Source organism: Thermoactinomyces sp. CICC 10523 (assembly GCF_016055105.1).
GTDB classification, from domain to species: Bacteria; Bacillota; Bacilli; order Thermoactinomycetales; family Thermoactinomycetaceae; genus Thermoactinomyces_A; species Thermoactinomyces_A daqus.
Window position 1 is genome coordinate 100,970 of the sequence record NZ_JAECVX010000006.1, and the last position, 22,120, is coordinate 123,089.

The following is a 22,120-nucleotide window of genomic DNA, read 5'->3' on the forward strand; positions in this document are numbered from 1 at the left end:
GAACGTTGGCAAAATATACGCCGATGATTCAGCAATACTTATCGATTAAGGCACAATATCCTGATGCCTTTTTATTTTTTCGTTTAGGCGATTTTTATGAAATGTTTGTGCGCCCATAAGGGTTCTGAGTGAAATCTGCCCCTGGCAAGGCAGTTGGCGGTCGGACGCACGGATGCCAATCGTCAACCAGCTGATCCGAAGGGGAAACCCGACGGGGAGTGTAGCATGCTGGTAAAGCCGTAAGTTGCTGGGTTGCCACAGCACGACTGAACGGCAAGACGAAATGCTGTGAATGAGGATGAAGGCTGGACTGCTTGAAGGATAGCCCGAGCTGGCCGATCATAGCCTGTGACGGAAGGCAACCGGAACGTCACATGGTCAAGCCGCACGGCAGAAAGACATTGCCGGGCGGGGCGTCCCTTGACCAAGCATCTCCGTCGGAGACAAAAGGGCGAACGTCCCATCCGACATCACAGCGCGCCTGTTCCTCAGAATCTAAATGGGGATCACCTAAGGCGGAAGGCTTGTTTGCAGCTATGGCACATGAGGTGTCTGAATATCCGCTATGGTGACGGAGTCTCCGTAGTAGTCCGCGCCAGGGAAAGCCTGGTACATGGCGAAGGGAGACAGCCTGCTGCGTTTAACGCAGGGCGAAGGAAGGAGCGGGAGGCTCCGGGAAAATCCGGCGTCTTGCGTTAACCGGTTTAGCCGTGAAGGTCATCGCACTTTTACATTACATATTCAGCAAAAACAGGCAGGATGAGCAGTTGCCGCAGGAGATGGAGGCTAAACCGGCTCCGGCAGGTGGAGAGCCGTATACGCCGAGAGGTGTACGTACGGTTCGGAGGGAGGGGCGGAGAAACCAATCGCCGCGAGGCGGTCAGGCGCTCGGTTCCTACCCTACTTTGAAGATGCCGAAAAAGCGGCGGAAGAATTGGAGATCACGCTGACAAGCCGCGATGGCGGCAACGAACGAATTCCCATGTGTGGAGTGCCTTATCATTCCGCTCATACGTATGTGGAACGTTTAATCGATAAAGGGTACAAAGTTGCGATTTGCGAGCAGATCGAAAATCCTGCCACGGCCAAAGGCGTCGTGAAGCGGGAAGTGGTCCGGGTGATCACCCCGGGCACGATTATCGAAGAGAATATGCTGGATGAGAGAGAAAATAATTTCCTGCTCACCCTGTCAGGCTCTGAGGGGGAAATGGCCCTTGCCGCGGTTGATCTGTCCACGGGGGAATGGCATGTTACCGAGATGACCGATGGTTTGGAGTTTGTGCTGGATGAAGCATCGAGCTATCGTCCGAGAGAGATTGTCCTTGAGGAAAAACTGGCACAAAACACGGCTCTTCGCGAAAAGCTGGAAACGCGGTTGAAATGCCTGATCACGTCTTTCACCCTGACGCCGCAGGAAGAGGCGGAAGTGATGAAAGAGATGCCCCGGCAATTTCCCGATGCTGCGGACATATGCAAAACTCCGGGACTGGAACGCGTTGTCCGCCTGTTGTTTGCGTATCTGCAACAAACGCAAAAACGGACATTGGGGCATGTTCAGCGTTTGCGCCGCTATGATGCGAAACAGTATATGATGCTTGATGAGTCGGCAAGGCGCAACTTGGAGCTGACGGTGACACTTGCCGACGGAAAAAAGAAGGGTTCCCTGCTGTGGCTTCTTGACCAGACGGCAACGGCCATGGGAAGCCGCCTGCTGAGAAGGTGGCTGGACAAGCCGCTGTTGAGCTTAAGTGAAATTAAGCGGCGACAAAATACGGTCGAATCCTTTTTGTCCGATTTTATTTTGTTGGACGAGGTTCGCGATTTGCTGAAGCAGGTTTATGATCTGGAACGGTTGGCGGCCAGGATTGCTTACGGGTCCACCAATGCTCGTGAACTGGTCAATGTCAAGCGGTCGCTGTCCGTGATCCCGCAGCTGCGCGAGCGTTTAATCAATTCCGGTTCTCGTGAATTGGTTGAAATGGGGGAAGGTCTTGACGAATGTGTGGATGTGCGGGAATGGATTGCCTCTGCGATTGTCGATGAGCCCCCGGTATCGGTCAAAGAGGGAGGAATGATCCGTGAGGGCTTTCATGAAAAATTGGACGAATTGCGGGCAATCCAAAAGGATGGAAAGAGCTGGATCGCCGGACTGGAGCAGCGGGAAAAGGAAAAAACAGGAATCAAATCGTTGAAGATTGGATATAACCGCGTGTTCGGTTATTATATCGAAGTGACCAAAAGCAACCTGCATCTGGTGCCGGAAGACCGTTACCAGCGGAAGCAAACGCTGGCCAACGCCGAACGGTTTATCACTCCGGAATTAAAAGAGCGGGAGCAGATGATTTTAAACGCGTCAGAAAAATCGGTGGAGATGGAGTATGAGATCTTTGCGGAAGTGCGTGCCAAAGTGGCGGAACAAGCAGCCCGTCTGCAGCGGCTGGCCGAATCTGTCGCGGAATTGGATGTGTTGCAGGCTTTTGCTCTGGTGGCCAAAAAATATCAATATACCCGCCCGCGCGTACATGCGGAAGACGGGTTGAAGATCAGGGCGGGGCGCCATCCGGTTGTGGAGGCGGTCACCCCCGGCGGGGAATTTGTCGCCAACGATGCCGATCTGGATGCCAGGGATCGCCAGATTTTACTGATCACCGGCCCCAACATGGCAGGCAAAAGCACCTATATGCGGCAAGTGGCGCTGATTACGATCATGGCGCAGATCGGCAGTTTCGTTCCGGCCGACGAGGCGGAGATCGCCATCGTTGACCGCATTTTCACGCGGATCGGGGCGGCGGACGATCTCATTGGCGGGCGCAGTACCTTTATGGTCGAGATGGCCGAAACGTGTCACGCGCTGAAAGAAGCGACACCGCGCAGTTTGATATTGCTGGATGAAGTGGGACGCGGAACCTCCACTTACGACGGAATGGCGCTCGCGCATGCGATCGTGGAGTATATTCACGACCAAATTGGAGCAAAAACGCTTTTTTCGACGCACTACCATGAATTGACCGGTCTGGAGGAAACATTGCAGCGTTTGGTCAATGTTCACGCTCAGTGTATTGAAAAGAACGGAAAGGTCGTTTTTTTGCACCGGATCATTCCCGGGGGAGCCGATCGCAGTTATGGCATCCATGTAGCGGAATTGGCCGGCCTTCCGGCACCTGTGATCAAGCGGGCGAAGCAGCTGCTTCATGAGCTGGAGGGGCGGATGGAGAGTGAGGCGACGGCCAAAGAAACGACGGCTGAGGATTTGTCCGGCCAGTTGAGCTTGTTTGATTACCAAGGGGTGCAAAAGAGCGATCCGGTTCAGGCGCCGGCTGTCAAAGAGGCGGACGGGATCGGTGCGGAAATTGTTCAGGCCGTTAAAGAATGGGATTTGATGAATAAAACCCCGTTTGAATGCATGCAATTTCTCCATGAGCTGAAACAAAAATTGAACCGATAGAAAATGAAGGGGAGGGGAGAGCAGCATGGGAAAAATTAAAGTGATGGACGACCACCTCGCCAACCAGATCGCAGCCGGTGAGGTGGTCGAACGCCCGGCTTCCGTGGTGAAAGAGCTGGTTGAGAACGCAATCGACGCCGAAGCGACCAAAATCGCCGTGCAGATTGAAGAGGGCGGCATTTCGCTCATTCAGGTTTCGGATAACGGCAGCGGGATGGACAGGGAAGATGCCGTTACGGCTTTTTCGCGGCATGCCACGAGCAAGATCAAGCGAGAGCGTGACCTTTTCTCCATCCAGACGCTCGGGTTTCGCGGTGAAGCGTTGCCGAGCATCGCCTCTGTGGCCAGGGTGACTTTGACGACAGCCCATGACCCCTCCGAACTGGCAACCCGGGTGACGATTGCCGGCGGTGAAGTGCTTGATGTGGAAGATACTTCGCGATCCCGTGGAACGGATGTCGTAGTGAAAGATTTGTTCTATAATACCCCGGCTCGTTTGAAGTACTTAAAAACCGTCAACACTGAGGTTAGCCATGTGGCGGATGTCGTGGGCAGACTGGCGATTTCCCATCCTTCGATCGCGTTTTCCCTCACACATAACGGCCGCGAGTTGTTTCGCACTTCAGGTGATGGAAAATTGTTGCACGCGCTCTATGCGCTTTACGGTAAACAAGTGGCCAGCCGGTTTGTCCAGGTCAGCGGTGAAAATTTGGACTTCCGCCTCAAGGGATATATGAGCAAACCGGAGGTGACCCGTTCGACCCGTTCTTATCTCTCGATCATCCTCAACGGCCGTTTTGTCCGTTCCATCCCCATCACCCAGGCGGTGTTACGGGCATACGGCACGTTGCTCCCATCCGGGCGCTACCCCATCGGTGCCTTGCATATTGAAATGGACCCGAAACTGGTCGATGTCAACGTTCATCCTTCCAAGCTGGAAGTGCGACTGAGCAAGGAAAAAGAATGTTGCCAGCTGATTGAAGAGGCCATCAGACAGGCCTTCGGACGTGAGCGGTTTGTTCCTCAGGCCGAGGCACCGCGAAGCAAAGAGAAAAAGCCGATCCAAGAATCACTCCGCTGGGACTTGGCTGCGAGCGAGGCCAAAAAGGCGTACCCGCTTCCCGCGAGCAGAACCGAACCGGATCGTGTGAAGGAAACGGCGCCTAAGCAGGCCGGTTGGGAACCGGAACCCAAGCAGACAAAAGATGAGAATTCGCCTCGTTATCGGTCGGCCCTTTCTTCCTTGACACAGGCAGAAGAAACGCGGAAAGCGGAGAAACAGGAACCGGAGCCCGCACCCGAGGAAAAGGGAACCGGCTTGCCAGACAATGCGGCGGAAACAGAACCCGGAGAGCAACCGGCTGAACCCCGTCTCCCGCACCTGTTGCCTCTGGCGCAGATTCACGGAACCTATATTGTGGCTCAGGCGGAAGACGGATTTTATTTGCTGGACCAGCACGCGGCCCATGAGCGGATTTATTATGAAATCTACTCAAAAAAACTGGGAGAAGAGAATCATAAACAATATCCCCTGCTGGTTCCGCTCACGATCGAATGTTCCCCGGCAGAAGCGGAAGTGCTGGAAAGCCGGCTTGACTATTTGCGCAGGTGGGGATTGGAGATTGAACCGTTCGGTGGCACCACTTTTGTCGTGCGGGCTTACCCAACCTGGTTTCCAAGCGGTCAGCCGGTGGAATTGGTGCATGAAATCATCGAATGGCTGAAAGAACATGGCGAAGTGAATACCGCGATGCTGCGGGACGGAGCTGCGAAAATGATGTCGTGCAAAGCGGCGATCAAAGCCAACCGCCATTTGCGCCAGGATGAAATGGAAGAGCTGCTCCGGCGGTTGAACGACTGTGAGAACCCGTTTACCTGTCCGCACGGCCGGCCGATCCTCATTCATTTTTCTACCTATGAACTGGAAAAAATGTTTAAAAGGGTGATGTAGCATTTTATTTGTCACAACCTCATTTCATCCGGGGAATCGCCAGCAAAAAGAAGCGATGGAATTGGCCGCTTCCCTCGGTGTCCGGTATATCAGCCGGGAACGCGCTTCCCTGCCTGATCTGTTTCAGCAAACAGGACTGGAGCGGGCGGTGATTGTGACCAAGAAAGAGTGGCGCTATGAGGACAAAGAGGGGAATCAGTTTTTCTTTCACCCCAATATGTCCGCCCTGCGCATCAAACAGCTCATCGGCGGGGATACGGATGCGATGGTCTCCGTTGCCGGGATGCGCGAAGGGGATCGCGTATTGGATTGCACCCTGGGCATGGGAGCGGATTCCATCGTCGCTTCCTTTGCGGTCGGCCCTTCCGGCAGGGTTGTGGCCCTGGAAAGCGAGCCGGTGATCGCGGCCATCGTCAAACACGGCCTGCACAGTTATCAGACACAGCGCAAGGAGCTGGACCGGGCCATGCGGAGGGTTGAAGTGATTCAATCCGATTATCGGACCTATTTAAAGCAGTGTGCAGATGAATCATTTGATATTGTCATGTTCGATCCCATGTTTCGGGAGACGGTTAAGGCCTCCGCAGCCATGCAGCAATTAAAACCGCTGGCCAATCCGGCTCCGCTTGATCAGGAATCGGTCGCTGAAGCCGTCAGGGTGGCGAAAAAAGCGGTTTTGCTGAAAGAACGGGTCAAAAGCGGGGAATTTGAGCGGCTCGGCTTTGTCGTTGCGAAAGAATCATCCCAGTTTGCCTGGGGTGTGATCCGGAAAGGGGAGAAGCAGTGAAGCAGGAATTGCTTGTTATCGTGGGACCGACGGCTGTCGGCAAGACGGATCTCAGCCTGACCCTGGCAAAAATGTTTGACGGGGAGATTATTTCCGGAGATTCCATGCAGGTATACAAGGGGATGGATATTGGTACTGCCAAGGCCTCCCCGGAGGAGCAAAGGGCAGCGCCGCACCACATGATCGATTTAATCGACCCTGATGTTCCTTTTTCCGTTCAGGAATTTCAGAAACTCGCCCGGCAAAAAATTGCCGAGATCCATGCGCGCGGGCATTTGCCGATGCTGGTGGGAGGAACGGGATTGTACATTGAAGCGGTGACGCATGATTACGAACTGCCGCATGTGCCGGAAAACCCGGATCTTCGCGAGGAGCTGCGCAATTTGGCCGAATCAAAAGGCAATGAATACCTGCACAGTCGCCTCGGTGAAGTGGACCCGGATGCAGCCGCCAAATTGCATCCCAATGATCTCCGCCGCATCATCCGCGCGCTGGAAGTTTATGAAGTGACCGGAAAACCTTTCTCATCATTGAAAGGGAAAGGAACTTCCCCGTTCGATGCGCTCTGGATCGGGCTGACGATGCCGCGGGAGCTTCTCTATGAGCGGATTAACCGGCGGGTGGACCAAATGATCGAAGCGGGCTTGGTCGAAGAGGTCAAACGGTTGAAAGAGCGGGGTTACCATTTGGGTTTGACCTCGATGCAGGCGATCGGGTATAAAGAAATCATCAGCTATTTAAACGGGGACATCACGCTGGCCGAAGCAGTCGATTCTATAAAAAAAGGAACCAGAAAATATGCGAAACGGCAATTATCCTGGTTTCGCCGCCTCAAGGAGATTCATTGGTTTGATGTGACAGAACCGCAATGTTTGAGAGAAATTCAGCAGCTTGTTGCAGGAAAGTTTCATTTGCCCAGAGAATAGAGTACAATAATGTTAAATGCAAAATACATAGGAGGTTCGGATTTTGAAACAATCGATCAATATTCAAGATACATTTTTGAATCAGATTCGCAAAGAATCTGTCCCGGTGACCATTTATTTGGTCAACGGTTTCCAACTTCGGGGAGTAATTCGTGGTTTTGACAATTTTACCATCGTGATCGACAGTGATGGTAAACAACAAATGGTGTATAAACATGCCATTTCCACCTTTACTCCTGCAAGGCCTGTTTCTTTGATGCCGGCTGAAGAGCAAAAAGAGGTATAAGAGCTTTCCTGTTTACTGTGATGAAGCCAGGCAGGCTTTCCTTTTAAGCTTGCTTGGTTTTCTTTTGTTCACCAAAATCTGGGCGGGCGCGTATACATGGTTTAGCGAACCCGGATCAAGAGGTGAACTCCATGAATCGGAGAGTTCTTAAAGGGATAAATAAAAGCCAAATTCATGTTGTTTTTGACCACCCCAGGCAGGAGATGCAAATTTCCGCCTGCCCCGCCGCTTTGAAGGAAGAGGCATTTGTTCATGAAGAGCACGGCCCTTTGCGCGACTGTATGGAACAGTTGAAGCATTTGGTCGGATTGTCCAAGATCAAAGAGTTTGTCAAAGAGATTTACGCGTGGCTGGAGATTGGCAAAAGAAGGCGCGCGGCAGGCTTGGCCGCAGAACAACAGGTGCTGCACATGATCTTTTCCGGAAATCCCGGAACGGGAAAGACCACTGTGGCGCGTATTTTAAGCCGTCTGTTCAAAGAGATGGGGGTTTTGTCCAAAGGCCATCTTGTTGAAGTGGAGCGCGCGGATCTGGTCGGGGAGTATATCGGCCATACGGCGCAAAAAACGAGGGAACACGTGAAAAAAGCGCTGGGGGGCATCTTGTTTATTGATGAGGCCTACTCACTGGCCAGAGGCGGCGAAAAGGATTTCGGCAAAGAAGCGATTGATACGATGGTCAAATCAATGGAAGACTATAAAAATGACTTTATTCTCATTCTGGCCGGCTATTCCGAAGAAATGGAGCAATTCTTGCGCTTAAATCCGGGTCTTCCGTCCCGCTTTCCCATCCATCTGCAATTTCCCGATTTCCATTTGGATGAATTGATGGAAATTGCCGAACAGATGGTGCAGGAGCGCCAGTACCGGTTGTCGTTAACGGCGCAGGAGAAATTGCGCCAGCATCTTAAGGAGCAAATGGAGCGAAGGGATGAGCAGTTTGGCAATGCGAGGCATGTTCGCAATCTGGTGGAGCAGGCGATTCGCAATCAGGCTGTTCGCCTGTTAAACCTGCGCTATGCCAGCAAGGATGATTTGATGATGCTGAGAGGGGAAGATTTCCAATTTCGGGAAGCGGAAAAAAACCCGCCTGTTTATTCATGGTATAATGAAAGGGCCAAAAACCAGGTTTTTCTTTGAGAAAGGGATGACGTAACGATTTCGATGCTTGAACGAGAAAAAGCGATTTTGGTGGGAACGGGATCCAAACGAAACGAGGCGGAAATCACTTCCACTTTGGAAGAATTGGCCCGCCTTGCCGAGACATCGGGAGCGGAGGTTGCCGGAAAGGTGATCCAGTTTCGTGACCGCCCCGACCCCGCATGGCTGATCGGACACGGCAAAGCACAGGAGATCGCCGAATGGGCGGAGCAGGCGGAAGCGGATCTGGTCATTTTTGATCAGGAGCTTTCCCCTGCGCAAATTCGCAATCTGGAACTGCTGTTTCCCTGCAAAGTGATTGACCGGACCCAGCTGATTTTGGATATATTTGCCGGTCGGGCCCAAACCAGGGAGGGGCGGATTCAGGTGGAATTGGCGCAGCTTAATTATCTGTTGCCGCGCCTTCAGGGGAGAGGGAAAGAGCTTTCCCGTCTGGGGGGAGGCATCGGCACGCGCGGTCCCGGTGAAAAGAAACTGGAAACGGACCGGCGTCACATCCGTCGCCAAATCCGCGCTCTCACCGCTCAGCTTGAAGAGATAAAAAAACATCGCCGTTTGCTGGGGCAGCGCCGTAAAAAGACCGGGGTGACCCAAATCGCTTTGGTCGGTTACACAAATGCCGGGAAATCCACTTTGCTCAACCGTCTGACCGGAGCGGACAGTTTGGCGGAGAACAAACTGTTTGCGACACTTGACCCCCTTTCCCGCAGTTTGAAGTTGCCAGGCGGGGAACAGGTGATTCTCACGGATACCGTCGGATTTATCCGCCAATTGCCCCATCATCTGGTGGCGGCGTTTCGCTCAACGCTGGAACAGGTGAAAGAGGCCGATTTGTTGTTACATGTCGTCGATGCACCGCATAAAGAGGCGGAGGAACAGATGAAGGCGGTGGAGAAAGTGTTGGAGGAACTGGATGCAGCCCATCTCCCGACTCTGATCGTCCTCAATAAAGCCGATCTCCACCCGGAGCTGAACGTCAATCTCCTGGGCAAAGAGGCGATTTCGATCTCGGCTTTTTGCGACGATGATTTGATGCGGCTCAAAGAGAAAATCGCGGCAATGTTGAGTGCGGAGACGGTGACCGGTACGGCGGAAATCCCGATCCACCGCGGAGATTTGATTGCTGCCCTGTATGAGGCGGCAGAGGTATGTTCAAGCAAGGCAATGGATACAAAGATCCGGTTCGAGTTTCGCCTCTCGCGCAAACAACTCGGGAAACTGCCGCCCGCCTTGCTTCAATTTGCCCGTTTAAGCGAGGAATTTTAAATGTGGGAATGATGGATTGGTGTTTAATGAGTTAAAACATGGTGAATGGATTGAACGAAACGTTTTGCAAGTGGAAGAAAAGATCGCTCCAATGATCGCCAAAATCTCGCATCACGTCGATGAGATGCAATGGAAAGTGCTTCAGGTGTTTCGGAAACTCGGGGTAAGCGAGTTCCACCTGCACTCTTCGACCGGCTATGGATATGACGATATGGGAAGGGAGGTTTTTGAAAAGGCATTTGCTGAATTGATGGGGGCGGAGCAAGCTTTGGTGCGCCCGAACATCATCTCGGGCACCCATGCCATTTCCGCGTGCCTTTATGGAATCCTGCGTCCGGGGGATGAACTGATCTACCTGACGGGGCGCCCGTATGACACGTTGCAGCAAGTGATCGGTTCAGATAGAGACGGCTCGGGTTCATTGGCCGATTATGGTATTGCTTATAAAGAAATTCCGCTCACCCCTGCCGGAAATATCGACTGGGAAGCATTTGCTGCCGCGTTGACGGACAAGACCAAAATGATCGGGATTCAGCGGTCGCGGGGATATGCCGATCGCCCGTCGTTTACCGTCGGGCAAATCGGAGAGATGGTGAGGAAAATCCGCTCCATCCGGCCTGATCTCGTTATCTTTGTCGATAATTGTTACGGCGAATTCGTGGAGGGACAAGAACCTCCTCATATGGGTGCCGATCTGATCGCCGGTTCCCTGATCAAAAATCCGGGCGGTGGCCTGGCCAAATCGGGGGGATACATTGCCGGCAGGGCGAATTTGGTTGCCAAAGCCGCCTCCCGTCTGGTTGCTCCCGGAATCGGCGTGGAAGGGGGCGCCACTTATGGATACTTGCGCGATTATTATCAAGGATTGTTTCTCGCTCCTCATGTTGTCGGCGAAGCATTAAAAGGAGCGGTGTTTACGTCGGCCTTGTTGCAGGAATTGGGGTTTCGGACGACCCCGGCATGGGATGAAACCAGAGCCGATATCATTCAGCAGATTTCTCTGGGCAGTCCTGAGTTGCTCATAGCCTTTTGCCAGGGGATTCAATCTTCCTCGCCGATCGATGCCCATATCAAGCCGGTGCCTGATCAGATGCCCGGGTATGAAGATCCGGTCATAATGGCGGCGGGAACCTTTGTACAGGGGGCGAGCATTGAATTGTCGGCGGACGGCCCTTTGCGCGAGCCTTATATTGCCTTTATGCAAGGCGGATTAACCTATTCGCACGTGAAAATCGCGATCGTTCAGGCGTTGGAATTTATGATGGAAACTGGAAAATTGGCTGTTCTCAAGCAAAGTGGATAAAAGGAGGAACCGGGGTTGGAAGTGCTTCTGTGGATTGTGGTGGCTGTATTGTTCCTGCTCGCTTTTGCGGGTTTGTTTATTCCTGCCCTGCCGGATGCGCCGCTGCTGTTGGCGGGCTTTGCCGTCTACAGTTTCTTTATCCCCGCGGCGGCTCAACTGGGAGTTTCGTTTTGGGTCACGGTGATCATTCTTACCCTTCTTCTGTTTTTGGTCGATTATCTTTCTTCCAGTATCGCCGTAAAAAAGTACGGGGGCTCCGTCTGGTCCGTTATCGCTGCGATTGTGGGGATCATCGTTTTCCCCTTCATCATCGGTCCGGTCGGAATTATTGTCGGACCGTTTGTGCTGGTGCTTTTGCTTGAGTTCATCCTGAAAAAATCTTGGGGAGAAGCCTTTAAAGTGGCCTTTGGCACCTTTGTCGGCTTTGTCGGCGGAGTGTTTATCAAATTTTTGGTGATGACGGGGATGCTGATCTGGTTTTTCGTCCGCATCGGCATTTCATAACATGAAGAGCCTGGGAAACCGGGCTCTTTTTATTATAAAAAAGTCCGGCAGGAGGCAAAATGAGCACATCAATATGCGCACTTAATCATGTCAATTTTTATTACATCGCTTGACTAATAAACCTGACATGAATACAATTAAAGTATGGAAAGCAGCCTGAGGAAAGGAGGCGGCCGTCGATGAGTGTACGCGATGAGCTGAGGCGGAATATGCCTTTGTTTCCCATTGGAATTGTAACAAAGCTGACCGAACTTTCCCCGCGTCAGATTCGCTATTACGAACAGCAGGGATTGATTCGCCCGGAACGAACCAAAGGGAATCAGCGGTTGTTTTCATTTAATGACGTGGATCGGCTATTGCAGATTAAGTCCTATCTGGAAAAGGGGCTTAATCTGGCCGGAGTGAGAGAGATGTTTAAACAAAATCAGCAAGTCCTGGAAGCGAAGAGAGAAGTGGAGCGGGTGAAAAAAGAACTTACCGAGCGGGAACTGCGCCGGATGTTGAAGCAGCAGATCATCCATCCGAACCGCCCGGGGCAAATTCCTCTTACACATGGAGAGATGTCGCGCTTTTTCCGCCATTAATGCTTCCCTCCTGCTTCCGGTGTCATAAATAAATTGTGAAGGGAGAACGACACAATGGCAAAATACACCAAAGAAGATATTCTTGGGATTGCCGATCAGGAAAAGGTTTCGTATATTCGTTTGACATTCACCGATTTGCTGGGAACAATCAAAAACGTGGAAATTCCCCGCAGCCAGTTGGAAAAAGCGCTTGATAATAAAATGATGTTTGACGGATCTTCCATCGAAGGATTTGTGCGCATTGAAGAATCGGATATGTATCTGTATCCCGATCTCGATACTTGGGTGATTTATCCCTGGGGAAATGAACACGGAAAAGTTGCCGGACTCATTTGTGATATTTACAATCCGGACGGCACACCGTTTGAGGGCGATCCCCGCGGAATTTTGAAACGCGCCTTGAAAGAAGCGGAAGAAATGGGCTTCACCGCGTTTAACGTGGGCACCGAACCGGAGTTCTTCCTCTTCAAAACCGATGAAAAAGGTGAACCTTCCCTTGAATTGAACGATAAAGGCGGTTACTTTGACCTTGCACCGCTGGATCTCGGGGAAAACTGCCGTCGCGATATCGTGCTTACTTTGGACAAAATGGGATTTGAAGTGGAAGCGTCTCACCACGAAGTGGCACCGGGTCAGCACGAAATCGATTTCAAATATGCCAATGCGGTAACGACTGCCGACAATATCCAAATCTTTAAGTTGGTGGTGAAAAACGTTGCCCGTCGTTACGGTTTGCATGCGACCTTTATGCCGAAACCGCTCTTTGGGGTAAACGGATCAGGGATGCACTGCCATATGTCCCTTTTCCAAGGGAAAGTGAACGCCTTCTACGATGAATCTGACGAGCTCGGTTTAAGCAAAACCGCACGTCATTTCCTTGCCGGTGTTTTGAAACATGCCCGTGCTTTTACGGCCATCACCAATCCGCTGATTAACTCGTACAAACGTCTGGTGCCGGGCTATGAAGCACCCTGTTATGTTGCCTGGTCGCCGAAAAACCGCAGTCCGCTGGTTCGGGTTCCGGCTTCCCGCGGACTCAGCACCCGGATCGAAGTTCGTTCTCCCGACCCATCAGCCAACCCGTACCTGACTTTGGCGGTTCTGCTCAAAGCAGGTTTGGACGGCATTAAGCAACAACTTCCGTTACCGCAACAAACGGATCGCAACATCTATGTGATGGATGAGCAAGAGCGCCGCGATGCAGGAATTGACAATCTGCCGGCCAACTTGCAAGAAGCCTTGGTGGAATTGCAAAACGACCCGGTTATGGTTGAAGCGCTCGGCGAACACGCCTTGGCTCATTTTGTGGAAGCGAAAGAAATCGAGTGGGATCTGTTCCGCACCACTGTTCATCCGTGGGAACGCGAGCAGTATATGTCCCTGTACTAAACGGAAAAGTGTACGGCAGAGGTCGAAATTATTCGATCTCTGCTTTATTTTTGGTTGGATATATCAGAATATTATATATAATTATTAAGGGGACAATCTTAATAAAAAATTTTTTTCGGGGGATATGATGGAGGTCAAGTTTGGTTCAGTGGCAAAGGATTATGCCAGATGGCGCAATGATTTTCCTGTTGAAGTATTTAAGCAGCTGGAAAGTTTTGGCGTGCGGTGGGAGGGGAGAAAGATAGCGGATCTCGGATGCGGAACCGGGGTACTCAGCCGGGAACTGGTGAAAAGAGGAGCGCAGGTTACCGGTGTTGACCCTTCCCCTGAACTGCTGGCTGAAGCGCGAAAGGGGGAGGAGGGAAGCCGGATCTGCTATATCTGCGCGACCGCGGAAAACAGCACTCTTCCGTCTGCTCAATATGAGATGGTCACAGTATTGCGGGCATGGCATTGGTTTAACCGGCCGCAGGCGATCAAGGAGGTGAAACGCATATTAAAGGAAGGCGGACTTTTCATCGTGATGGATTCGCGTTTTGATCTGTCCAAGCAAAATCCCTTGCTCCGGGATACTTTTGTGATGGCAAAATCGTTCTTGCCAAAAGATGCAGTCGATAAACCGGGATCCCGCAAAGAAGAGAAGGAAAGGCTTCTCGGGTTTCCGCTCAGTTGGTTCAGTGAATGGGAAAAAGCGGGTCTCCGGCTGACGGCGGGCTGGGAGTGGGAATATTCCATCGCCTTTTCGCATGAATACTGGTTGGGGAGAATCCGTACTCTCTCTTGGTACACGCTGTTATCGGAAGCGCAAAAACGGGAGATTTCAGACAGGTTGCAAGAATTGCTGGCGATCCGTTATCCCGATGAACCGATCAGCGTTCCGCATGTCTGTTCGGTGGCGGTCTTAAAATACCTTTAACACCGGATAAAAAAGGGAAAACGGAGGTTTGGCCCCTGTTTTCCCGGGTATCAGAGCAGCGGGGTCAGACTCGGCAATAACAACACCCACACCAGGGTGATGAAGGCCCCTATGATCATGCCCAAACTGGAGAAAGTTCCTTCCAGCTCTCCGAATTCAAATGCTTTGGAGGTGCCGGTGCCGTGTGCGCCCATTCCCATCAACAACCCCTTGGCAATCGGGGATTTTAAGGAGAGCAGACGAATTAGCAGCGGTCCCAGAACCACCCCGGACAAGCCGGTGATCATGACAAAGACGGCAGTCAGGGAAGGATTGCCGTGCAAGGATTTGGCGTATTCCATTGCGATCGGTGTCGTTACTGAACGGGGGATGATACTGATCACCATCACTTTGCTCAGCTGGAACAGGATGGCGAACAAGATTGAGGTGATGACAGCCAAAAATGAGCCAATGCTCAAGCTGATCAAAATCTCTTTTAAATATTTCCTGAGCAGATCCTGGTATTTATACATGGGAACGGCGAAAGCGACCGTGGAGGGGCCGAGCATGTAGGTCAAGATCCAGGTTCCCGAAGCGTAGGTGGAGTAGGAAATATGGAAAGTCTCCAGGATGATGATCAGGATGAGCGGTGTGACAATCACCGGTGAAAACAGGACGAATGTGAGCTTGGAGCTGATTTTTTGGCTTGCCACGAAAATCGAGATGGTGAGGACGAGTAAAAATATCTTCAGCAAAATTTCATTCATCAGGCTTTTCCCTTCTTCCGCTTTTGCAAAAATTCGGCGACTAGGCCGGTAATGCACATGACCGCGATTAAACTGATCCAGACCGCGCCGGCCATCCTGAGCCCTTCCACACCCATGATCTGCGGAAACTGGATAATGCCGACCGTGGGAGGAATGAAAAAGAGCAGCAGTTCGGCCAACAGCCATTTTGCGCCTTCTTCGACCCATTCCAGGCGAATGATGCGAAGTTTGAGCAGGAGAAACAGAAGAGCCAAACCGATTATGCTGCCGGGCAGTTTTTCCAGTCTGAGCAAATGCGCAATGCCTTCCCCGCACAGATAAACGAGATTGATCAGCAAGATCTGGCCTAAGACAATCCATATTCTCATAATCTTCACCTTTCTGATGCATAAGAAAAGGAGCTGAGTCAGCTCCTGTGGAAAGATCATACTTATAAGGTAACGAGAATAAATCTATTCGTAAAGAATACATCTTTTATTATAACTATGCCTTTTAGTTATGATTGAAACGATGATTTTTGATCAGGTTGATTAGGGTTTGCGCCGCATAGGAGATATAGCGGTGTTTTTTGACGATGATCCCCAGGTTCCACGGGATGGCCGGATTTATGGGGATGATGCGGAGCCGTTCCGTTGGTAATTTGGCACACAGCGATTGCGGGAAAATCGCGATTCCCAGGCCGGTGGCAACCAGTTCGGCGATGAAGTCCCATTGCGAACTCTTGTAGGTGATTTTTGGCTTGAAACCGGCTTTGGTGCATTCGTGCCAGATCCGCTCGTACAGGGCGAATTCTTCGCTGAGAAAAATAAAGGATTCGTCTTTGAGCTCGGACAAAGAGACGACGGACTTGCCGGCAAGAAGATGCCGGCGGTGAGTAATCAGCCTCATTTCCTCGGAGACGAAAGGAATCACATCGAATTTACAGGAATCAACCGGAAGCATGGCGATGCCCACATCGAGGATTCCGCTTTCAATCCCCTGTGCCACCTTTTTCGAACCAAACTCCATCAACTCCAGCTGGATGCCGGGATAGTGCCGGTGCAGCTTCTCGATGATCGGAGCGAAGAAGATGGTTCCGGCAATCGGCGGAAGTCCGAGGGTGACGTGCCCTTTGTTCAGGTGCATCAAATCGTAGAGCGATTGGGCCAGATCATCAATGGAGTGGATGATTTGCTGCGCCTGTTTGCGAACGATTTCCCCGGCGTCGGTCAGTTCGATCTGTTTGGTCGAACGATCGATCAGGGTGACTCCCAACTCATCTTCCAAACTTTTGATCATCTTGCTGATGGAGGGTTGTGACAGGTGCAGTGCCTGGGAGGCCTTGGTAAAACTTTTGTGCTTGGCTACAGCGAGAAAATATTTTAATTGGCGTATGTCCAACGATCGATCCTCCTGGTTGTTATCGTTCATGTCTTATTGAACCTATTTTACCGATGGAAAACGGATTGCAAAAGGTTTTGGTGAGGAGCGGATGAATTTTGCGAAAAGAATTGGATCAGAAAACAGCAATTGTAACGGGGGCAGGCAGTGGAATTGGTTGGGCGATTGCCCGGAAATTTGCCGGGGCCGGAGCGAAAGTGGTGATTGCCGACATTAATGAAAAAGCCGCGGAAAAGGCGGCGGACAATCTCGCGGCACAAGGCTTTACAGCAGTGGCGGTTCCCTGCGATGTGACGGATGAAAGCCAGGTGGAAACGATGATCTCGCGCGCTGTCAGCCGTTTTGGCCGTCTGGATATCCTGGTCAATAACGCCGGCATTCAATTTGTTTCCAATCTGGAAGATTTCCCGACGGATAAGTTTGAACAATTGATCCGGATCATGTTAATCGGGCCGTTTATCGCCACGAAAAAAGTGTTTCCCATCATGAAGGAGCAGAAATTCGGCCGCATCATCAACATGGCCTCGATTAACGGCCTGGTGGGGTTTGCCGGAAAAGCGGCATACAACAGCGCCAAACACGGCGTGATCGGCCTTACCAAAGTGGCTGCGTTGGAGGGGGCCACGCATGGGATCACGGTAAATGCACTATGCCCGGGTTATGTCGATACGCCGCTGGTACAAAATCAGCTTAAGGATCTGGCCAAGACAAGAAACGTTCCGTTGGACAAGGTAATGGCAGAAGTGCTGTTTCCGCTTGTTCCGCAGCAGCGCTTGCTTGACCCGGAGGAAATTGCCGATTACGCGCTCTTTTTAGCCGGCGAGCGGGCCAAAGGAGTAACTGGACAAGCAGTCGTCATCGACGGAGGCTATACGGCCCAATAAGGGCGGGAACAAAGTGCATGCCGTAAAAGAGGATGATCAAACAGATCAGAAAAAATTAAAAATGTTTCCCCAAAACACGGAGAGCAGAATGGTGACAAATTGAAACAGGAGCATGAGCATTACGTTGCCTCCTTTGTGGCAGGAGTGATCCGTTTTGTTCGATTTATATGTGGTTTATCAGACAGGGGTGTCGGGGAAACGAGGAAAGGAAGAGTATACACTTGCAGAAAAAGCCGGCTCCAAACCCATGGAACCGGCTTTTTACCATCTATGATTATTGTTGCTGCGCGGTGCTGCTTTGCCGGCCGGGGCTCGGAAGCAGAATGATGACGAACGCGATCACGGCGAGAATGAACGCGACTCCGAAGGGGAATGTCGGGCTGATGGCGTGAAGTACACCGGACAAGACCGGAGCGACGCCTGCACCGAGCCAGCGCACGAAGTTGTACACCCCGGAAGTCACACCCCGTTCATAAGGAGAAACTTCCATGGCATAACTGGTGAATAACGCGTTGTTCAGTCCCGAAGCCAAACCGGAGAGAATGACGAGAATGATTTCAACCCAGATATTTTTGATGAAAAAGAGCAAAAGCAAGAAGACTGCAAACGCGATTAAGCTGTAACGGAGAAGAAACTTGTAAGAGTATTTTGCTTCCAATTTGTGAGCCAGTACGGCAGATCCATAAGCCAAGCACAGCCCCCATCCGAAGAAGACCAGTCCCAACTGGATCGCAGAAAGGTTCAGCACCAGCGGGGAATAGGCCAAAACGACAAAGAAACCGTAGTAATAGAGCATGGCTGAGATGCCGGCTTGCAAAAACGGACGGAAGGAAAGCAGGTGGGCCAGCTCTTTTAAGCCGGCTTTTCCGCGGCGTTCCATGTTCGACGGTTCATAAACGAAAAAAGAGACGAGCAAAAAGGCTAAAAAGATCAGGATACTGGTGGCAAAAAAGGGAAACCGCCAGCCGAAACCACCGAGAATTCCCCCGACCAGGGGACCGCCGGCCATGCCAAGTCCGATTGCGGCTTCATATAATCCGACTGCTTTGCTTACGTCGCTGGACAATGCGATGAGCAAAGTCATGGCTGTGGCGAAAAAGAAAGAGTTCCCCAATCCCCAGCCGGCACGAAAAATGGATAATTGCGTGATGGTGCCGGAAAGGGCGCAACCCAAAGAGAAGACGGTCACAATGGCCAACCCGATGATCATCATTTTTTTGTCGCCCAGTTTTCCGGTCAAAAGCCCGGCAGGAATCATAATGAAAGCCATTGTAAAAATATATGCGGTGAAAAGCATTTCGACCTGCCAGTGACTTGCTCCAATCTGGTCGGCAATCACCGGCAACAGCGGGTCGACGACGCCAATTCCCATAAAGGCGAGAAACGTGCCGAACACGGTGATGTTTCTCGCCCGCTTTCGTTTTTGCTCCGATAACTCCATATCACTCATCTTCCTTTGCAAATTGATTTAATTGGACTTTGATTTTTTGCTGCAACTCAGTGAGTTCCTGAGTGAACTTTTGCATGCGCTCGATTTTGGCGTGGAGCATGTGGATTTGCCCGGACAAATGTTTTTTGATCTCCAGCAGTTCCTCGGGGCCAAAGCTGCCATACTCCGTATGATTTTGTTCAATCATTTTCTTCAGATGGAGAAACTGCTGCAACTCCTGCAAAGAAAAACCCAAAACCTCTTTGGCGATGAGTACTCTGCGGATTTGTTCGATATCTTCATCCGTATACAGGCGGATCTTGCCATCGCTCCGTTCGGGTGGGGGGATTAACCCTATTTCCTCATAATAGCGCAAGGTGCGTTTGGTCAAACCGGTGATTTTTGCGACATCGTCAATTTTGTACCAATTCATGTCCAGCCCCCTCAACATTCTCATACTATATCGATTTTTAACGTTCACGTCAAAGTAAACTATTTCTCAAAAATAGACTGTATTTATAGTATCAGCATAATTAACCCGCGATTACTTCGATTTTCTAATATTTTTGTTGTCGAAAATTATCAGGTGTCCGACTGCAGCAATGAAAAAGACCGCATGATCGCGGTCAAAATAATGCTTTTGGCAAAGTTGGCGGTTGTCACCGAGCCCTTTCGCTTATTGTGAATTGGCCGGTCAAAGGGACACCGTCTCTCCCGAGTATCCCGACACTTTCATCTCCGGGCCGGTTTTTTGGGTCATGACCGTTTTCTGATCTTGCCTAAAGGCTTAAAATACGTGATCAAGGTCATGAGGGCCATCGCCAGAATATTGAACAGGGAAACATTGATCAGCGACAAACTTGTCGTTTGAAATTGATGATGATGAAAGGAGCCCAGACCGAAGAGGGCTGCATGTTCCAGGAGAAAAGAGAGCCAATTATTCAAAAAAAAGATGCCGATCAGAATGATAAAAAGGGTCAAGGCAAACTTGATCACAACCCAATAGTGTTTGAACAGGCCCCATTGCGTCCAGACTGACAGCAGAATGCCGGAGATGAAGGCCACCAGAGCCGGATAGCGAATCAGTGTGGCATCGATGAGATGCATGTTGGCCAGCGTATAATAAAGCTGTTCTCCGTCTTCCGCCTTCTGCATGTACAGTCCCAGCAAAAGCATGCAGATCGCCCCGCCGAACCAGGCTATGACGGAAAGGACATGGATCGTGACCAGTAAGTTCTTTTTCCGCAGATTAAGTCGATAAGCCATGATTGAATCCTCCGTTTTTTGTACTTCTGATTCCCGTAACAAGGTTCTGCAATCCATCATAAAGGAACGGGAACCCTGCTGGAACCTGCCAAAGTAGGATTCAATCTCAGACCTAAGACTTACTTTTTACCCGGATCATCCGCTGCAGCGTCTGTGCAAACGAAGCGGCCGACTCCAGCCCGGCCCAAAACAGTTTCATCTCCGTTTCCAGCTCTTCCATCACACCGGCATCCGGAAAGAGTTCATGCAGGAAGTAGCTGTTTTCCACCTGACGGTTGGTGATATTGATCGATTCCAGAAACGGACGGTCCCAGACCTGTTCGTTTACATGTTTCAACACGGACAGAAAATGGGCAGTGCGGCTCATCTTCTCCTGTACATCGGACCGGAGTGCAGTCGAGATGAACTCTTTTGCCAGGTCAGCCGATTTGCAGGCGGTGGGGACGATCAACATGTTGGCCAAAAGCAGAGTCGCCTGATTGTCACCGAAAGGCAAAGGAGCCACTTGCGGTTCAAAATCCATTTGTTCGCTGCGCCAGCCGGCCATCTCCAGGGTGGTGGTCAAAACCATCGCCGTTTTTCCGCGCACAAACGCATCTGAGTTGGGATGGTGTGTTTCCGTCTGATGAATGGTCGCCACCCGGTCGCGATACAACAAGTCGTGCAGAAAGTCGAAGGTTTCGACCAGACGCTCTGGATGCTCCGCCGGGTTTGTCGGGCTGATTCCTTTTTGCAGGGCGAACACCGGCCAGCGGCTGAACGAGGAAGAGAGGGAAATTCCGTATAAATCGATAATTCCGTCACCATTGGTGTCCCGTGTCATTTTTTTTGCCGCATTTACAAATTCGGATTGTGTCCAGGCGGATGCCGGTTCGGGTACTCCGTAGCGTCTGAACAATTCCGGGTTGTATGCCAAATAGACGGTCGAAAAGGTGACCGGGGCGGCTTTGATCTCTTTTTGACGGCGAAACGCCTGAATCACTTTGGGATACATGGCCGGTATTCGATTGGCCAGGAGAGGCTCCAGATCAGCGAAGGAATCTAGATTGTCCATCTCGGCGAACTGCCGGTCGGAAACGAAAACGAGGTCGGGGTCAAGCCCCATTTCCCTGCTTGTCCGCAACGATTCCCAGAAATAAAAGGAAGGCAGGCTGAGCACTTTCACATCAACATGAGGATGTTCCTGCAAAAAACGTTCGATAATGACCGGCAACCCGTTATCGACAAAAAAAGAGGGGGAAGGAGCCAAAATACGAAGAATTCTCCGCTGTTTTTCCGTAATTTCCAGATCAGGGGAGACCATGGTTCCCTGGCCGGGTTTTTTGACAATCAGTCCTTCTTTCAGCAGTTCATCGAGCGATTTCCGTACCGAAGTACGGCTTAATCCATAAAATTTGCACAATTCATTTTCGGAGAGCAGAAATTCACCGGGTTTGATGTATCCGGACAAAATTTGTTCCCGCAAAATGTTTGCGAGTTTCAGGTAACGAAATTCTTTTTCTCTGCGCATGCCAATTCTTCTTTCTGAAAAAGTCTGGGTAAAAGAAATAATACAGCTATGATACTGCTATCATAGTTGTATCATTCCTGCACCTGAAATGCAAACAAGGTTTTGAAAATTTATCATTCTCTGCGGAAATCGATTCTCTTGTATGATGACGCTTCTTCTTTTTCCGGAGTAATTTCGACGGGGCATGAAACGGAGGGAGTTCAGGACAGTAAGCGGATCTTGCCGGGATTGATTCATTGGGAGGGGACAGATTGATCAAGACAATTATCTTGACTAACATAAAAATTCGTGATATTTTGAATTATATATAGATACAAGTAGCATACAAGTTTTACTGATCAGGAAGAAAATACTGTGTTATGAACTTTGCAAGCCCTTTCATGATGTG

22 protein-coding genes and 1 pseudogene are annotated in these 22,120 nt (G+C 50.9%); 16 read left to right on the plus strand and 7 right to left on the minus strand.

What is annotated here, in order from left to right:
• Positions 1 to 5: 5 nt before the first annotated feature.
• The 15 genes and pseudogenes from I8U19_RS09460 to I8U19_RS09530 form a co-directional block, all read left to right on the plus strand.
• Positions 6 to 107: pseudogene (locus I8U19_RS09460) on the plus strand (MutS N-terminal domain-containing protein); the annotation flags it as partial.
• A 421-nt stretch (positions 108 to 528) separates the two neighbouring features.
• Positions 529 to 699: a hypothetical protein gene (locus I8U19_RS09465; protein WP_160173797.1), complete on the plus strand. Its 171-nt coding sequence runs from the start codon at positions 529 to 531 to the stop codon at positions 697 to 699.
• 68 nt (positions 700 to 767) lie between these two features.
• On the plus strand, positions 768 to 950 hold the full coding sequence (locus I8U19_RS09470; protein ID WP_152568467.1) for a hypothetical protein: 183 nt from the start codon (positions 768 to 770) through the stop codon (positions 948 to 950).
• Complete coding sequence (gene mutS, locus I8U19_RS09475; RefSeq protein ID WP_232336347.1) at positions 935 to 3,445, plus strand: DNA mismatch repair protein MutS; 2,511 nt, start codon at positions 935 to 937, stop codon at positions 3,443 to 3,445. Before I8U19_RS09470 ends, mutS begins: the two co-directional genes overlap by 16 nt.
• 25 nt (positions 3,446 to 3,470) lie before the next feature.
• Positions 3,471 to 5,396, plus strand: a complete 1,926-nt coding sequence (mutL, locus tag I8U19_RS09480) for a DNA mismatch repair endonuclease MutL (RefSeq protein WP_033099690.1) — start codon at positions 3,471 to 3,473, stop codon at positions 5,394 to 5,396.
• Between the two features lie 55 nt (positions 5,397 to 5,451).
• The gene (locus I8U19_RS09485) at positions 5,452 to 6,183 is read left to right on the plus strand and encodes a class I SAM-dependent methyltransferase (protein WP_198055764.1); all 732 of its coding nucleotides are present in this window, start codon (positions 5,452 to 5,454) and stop codon (positions 6,181 to 6,183) included.
• Positions 6,180 to 7,109: a tRNA (adenosine(37)-N6)-dimethylallyltransferase MiaA gene (gene miaA, locus I8U19_RS09490; protein ID WP_198055765.1), complete on the plus strand. Its 930-nt coding sequence runs from the start codon at positions 6,180 to 6,182 to the stop codon at positions 7,107 to 7,109. Before I8U19_RS09485 ends, miaA begins: the two co-directional genes overlap by 4 nt.
• Before the next feature lie 43 nt (positions 7,110 to 7,152).
• Positions 7,153 to 7,395 carry an RNA chaperone Hfq gene (gene hfq / locus I8U19_RS09495; RefSeq protein WP_033099693.1) on the plus strand — a complete coding sequence of 81 codons (243 nt, stop codon included), beginning with the start codon at positions 7,153 to 7,155 and terminating at the stop codon, positions 7,393 to 7,395.
• A 131-nt stretch (positions 7,396 to 7,526) separates the two neighbouring features.
• Entirely contained in the window at positions 7,527 to 8,534 is a 1,008-nt protein-coding gene (gene spoVK, locus I8U19_RS09500) for a stage V sporulation protein K (protein WP_052153954.1), read from the plus strand.
• Positions 8,535 to 8,558: 24 nt separating this feature from the next.
• Complete coding sequence (gene hflX, locus I8U19_RS09505; protein ID WP_198055766.1) at positions 8,559 to 9,821, plus strand: GTPase HflX; 1,263 nt, start codon at positions 8,559 to 8,561, stop codon at positions 9,819 to 9,821.
• A 19-nt stretch (positions 9,822 to 9,840) separates the two neighbouring features.
• Positions 9,841 to 11,124: a methionine gamma-lyase family protein gene (locus I8U19_RS09510; RefSeq protein ID WP_198055767.1), complete on the plus strand. Its 1,284-nt coding sequence runs from the start codon at positions 9,841 to 9,843 to the stop codon at positions 11,122 to 11,124.
• 21 nt (positions 11,125 to 11,145) lie between these two features.
• Positions 11,146 to 11,628, plus strand: coding sequence for a DUF456 domain-containing protein (locus I8U19_RS09515; RefSeq protein ID WP_370589770.1), 483 nt, complete (start codon positions 11,146 to 11,148; stop codon positions 11,626 to 11,628).
• Positions 11,629 to 11,807: 179 nt separating this feature from the next.
• Entirely contained in the window at positions 11,808 to 12,212 is a 405-nt protein-coding gene (locus I8U19_RS09520; RefSeq protein ID WP_033099695.1) for a MerR family transcriptional regulator, read from the plus strand.
• Between the two features lie 54 nt (positions 12,213 to 12,266).
• A complete protein-coding gene (gene glnA / locus I8U19_RS09525; RefSeq protein WP_033099696.1) occupies positions 12,267 to 13,601 on the plus strand; it encodes a type I glutamate--ammonia ligase in 1,335 nt (444 codons plus the stop codon).
• Between the two features lie 127 nt (positions 13,602 to 13,728).
• Positions 13,729 to 14,517 (plus strand): class I SAM-dependent methyltransferase, encoded by a 789-nt coding sequence (locus I8U19_RS09530; protein ID WP_198055769.1) that lies wholly within the window; start codon positions 13,729 to 13,731, stop codon positions 14,515 to 14,517.
• Positions 14,518 to 14,567: 50 nt separating this feature from the next.
• Here I8U19_RS09530 and I8U19_RS09535 read toward each other — a convergent pair whose 3' ends face one another.
• From I8U19_RS09535 to I8U19_RS09545, 3 genes are all read right to left on the minus strand, one after another.
• Positions 14,568 to 15,263 carry an LrgB family protein gene (locus tag I8U19_RS09535; RefSeq protein WP_033099698.1) on the minus strand — a complete coding sequence of 232 codons (696 nt, stop codon included), beginning with the start codon at positions 15,261 to 15,263 and terminating at the stop codon, positions 14,568 to 14,570.
• The gene (locus I8U19_RS09540) at positions 15,263 to 15,631 is read right to left on the minus strand and encodes a CidA/LrgA family protein (RefSeq protein WP_033099699.1); all 369 of its coding nucleotides are present in this window, start codon (positions 15,629 to 15,631) and stop codon (positions 15,263 to 15,265) included. The genes I8U19_RS09535 and I8U19_RS09540 overlap by 1 nt, the downstream gene beginning before the upstream one ends.
• A 124-nt stretch (positions 15,632 to 15,755) precedes the next feature.
• Entirely contained in the window at positions 15,756 to 16,643 is an 888-nt protein-coding gene (locus tag I8U19_RS09545) for a LysR family transcriptional regulator (protein WP_198055770.1), read from the minus strand.
• Between the two features lie 98 nt (positions 16,644 to 16,741).
• Between I8U19_RS09545 and I8U19_RS09550 the strand changes: the two genes are divergently transcribed.
• The gene (locus tag I8U19_RS09550; RefSeq protein ID WP_370589227.1) at positions 16,742 to 17,527 is read left to right on the plus strand and encodes a 3-hydroxybutyrate dehydrogenase; all 786 of its coding nucleotides are present in this window, start codon (positions 16,742 to 16,744) and stop codon (positions 17,525 to 17,527) included.
• Positions 17,528 to 17,801: 274 nt separating this feature from the next.
• Here the strand turns inward: I8U19_RS09550 and I8U19_RS09555 are convergent, their stop codons facing one another.
• From I8U19_RS09555 to I8U19_RS09570, 4 genes are all read right to left on the minus strand, one after another.
• The gene (locus I8U19_RS09555; protein WP_052153955.1) at positions 17,802 to 18,968 is read right to left on the minus strand and encodes an MFS transporter; all 1,167 of its coding nucleotides are present in this window, start codon (positions 18,966 to 18,968) and stop codon (positions 17,802 to 17,804) included.
• A gap of 1 nt (position 18,969) precedes the next feature.
• Complete coding sequence (locus I8U19_RS09560; protein ID WP_033099701.1) at positions 18,970 to 19,389, minus strand: MerR family transcriptional regulator; 420 nt, start codon at positions 19,387 to 19,389, stop codon at positions 18,970 to 18,972.
• Positions 19,390 to 19,712: 323 nt separating this feature from the next.
• Positions 19,713 to 20,222 carry a hypothetical protein gene (locus I8U19_RS09565; protein ID WP_033099702.1) on the minus strand — a complete coding sequence of 170 codons (510 nt, stop codon included), beginning with the start codon at positions 20,220 to 20,222 and terminating at the stop codon, positions 19,713 to 19,715.
• Positions 20,223 to 20,334: 112 nt separating this feature from the next.
• Positions 20,335 to 21,732 (minus strand): extracellular solute-binding protein, encoded by a 1,398-nt coding sequence (locus tag I8U19_RS09570; RefSeq protein WP_033099703.1) that lies wholly within the window; start codon positions 21,730 to 21,732, stop codon positions 20,335 to 20,337.
• Between the last annotated feature and the right edge of the window lie 388 nt (positions 21,733 to 22,120).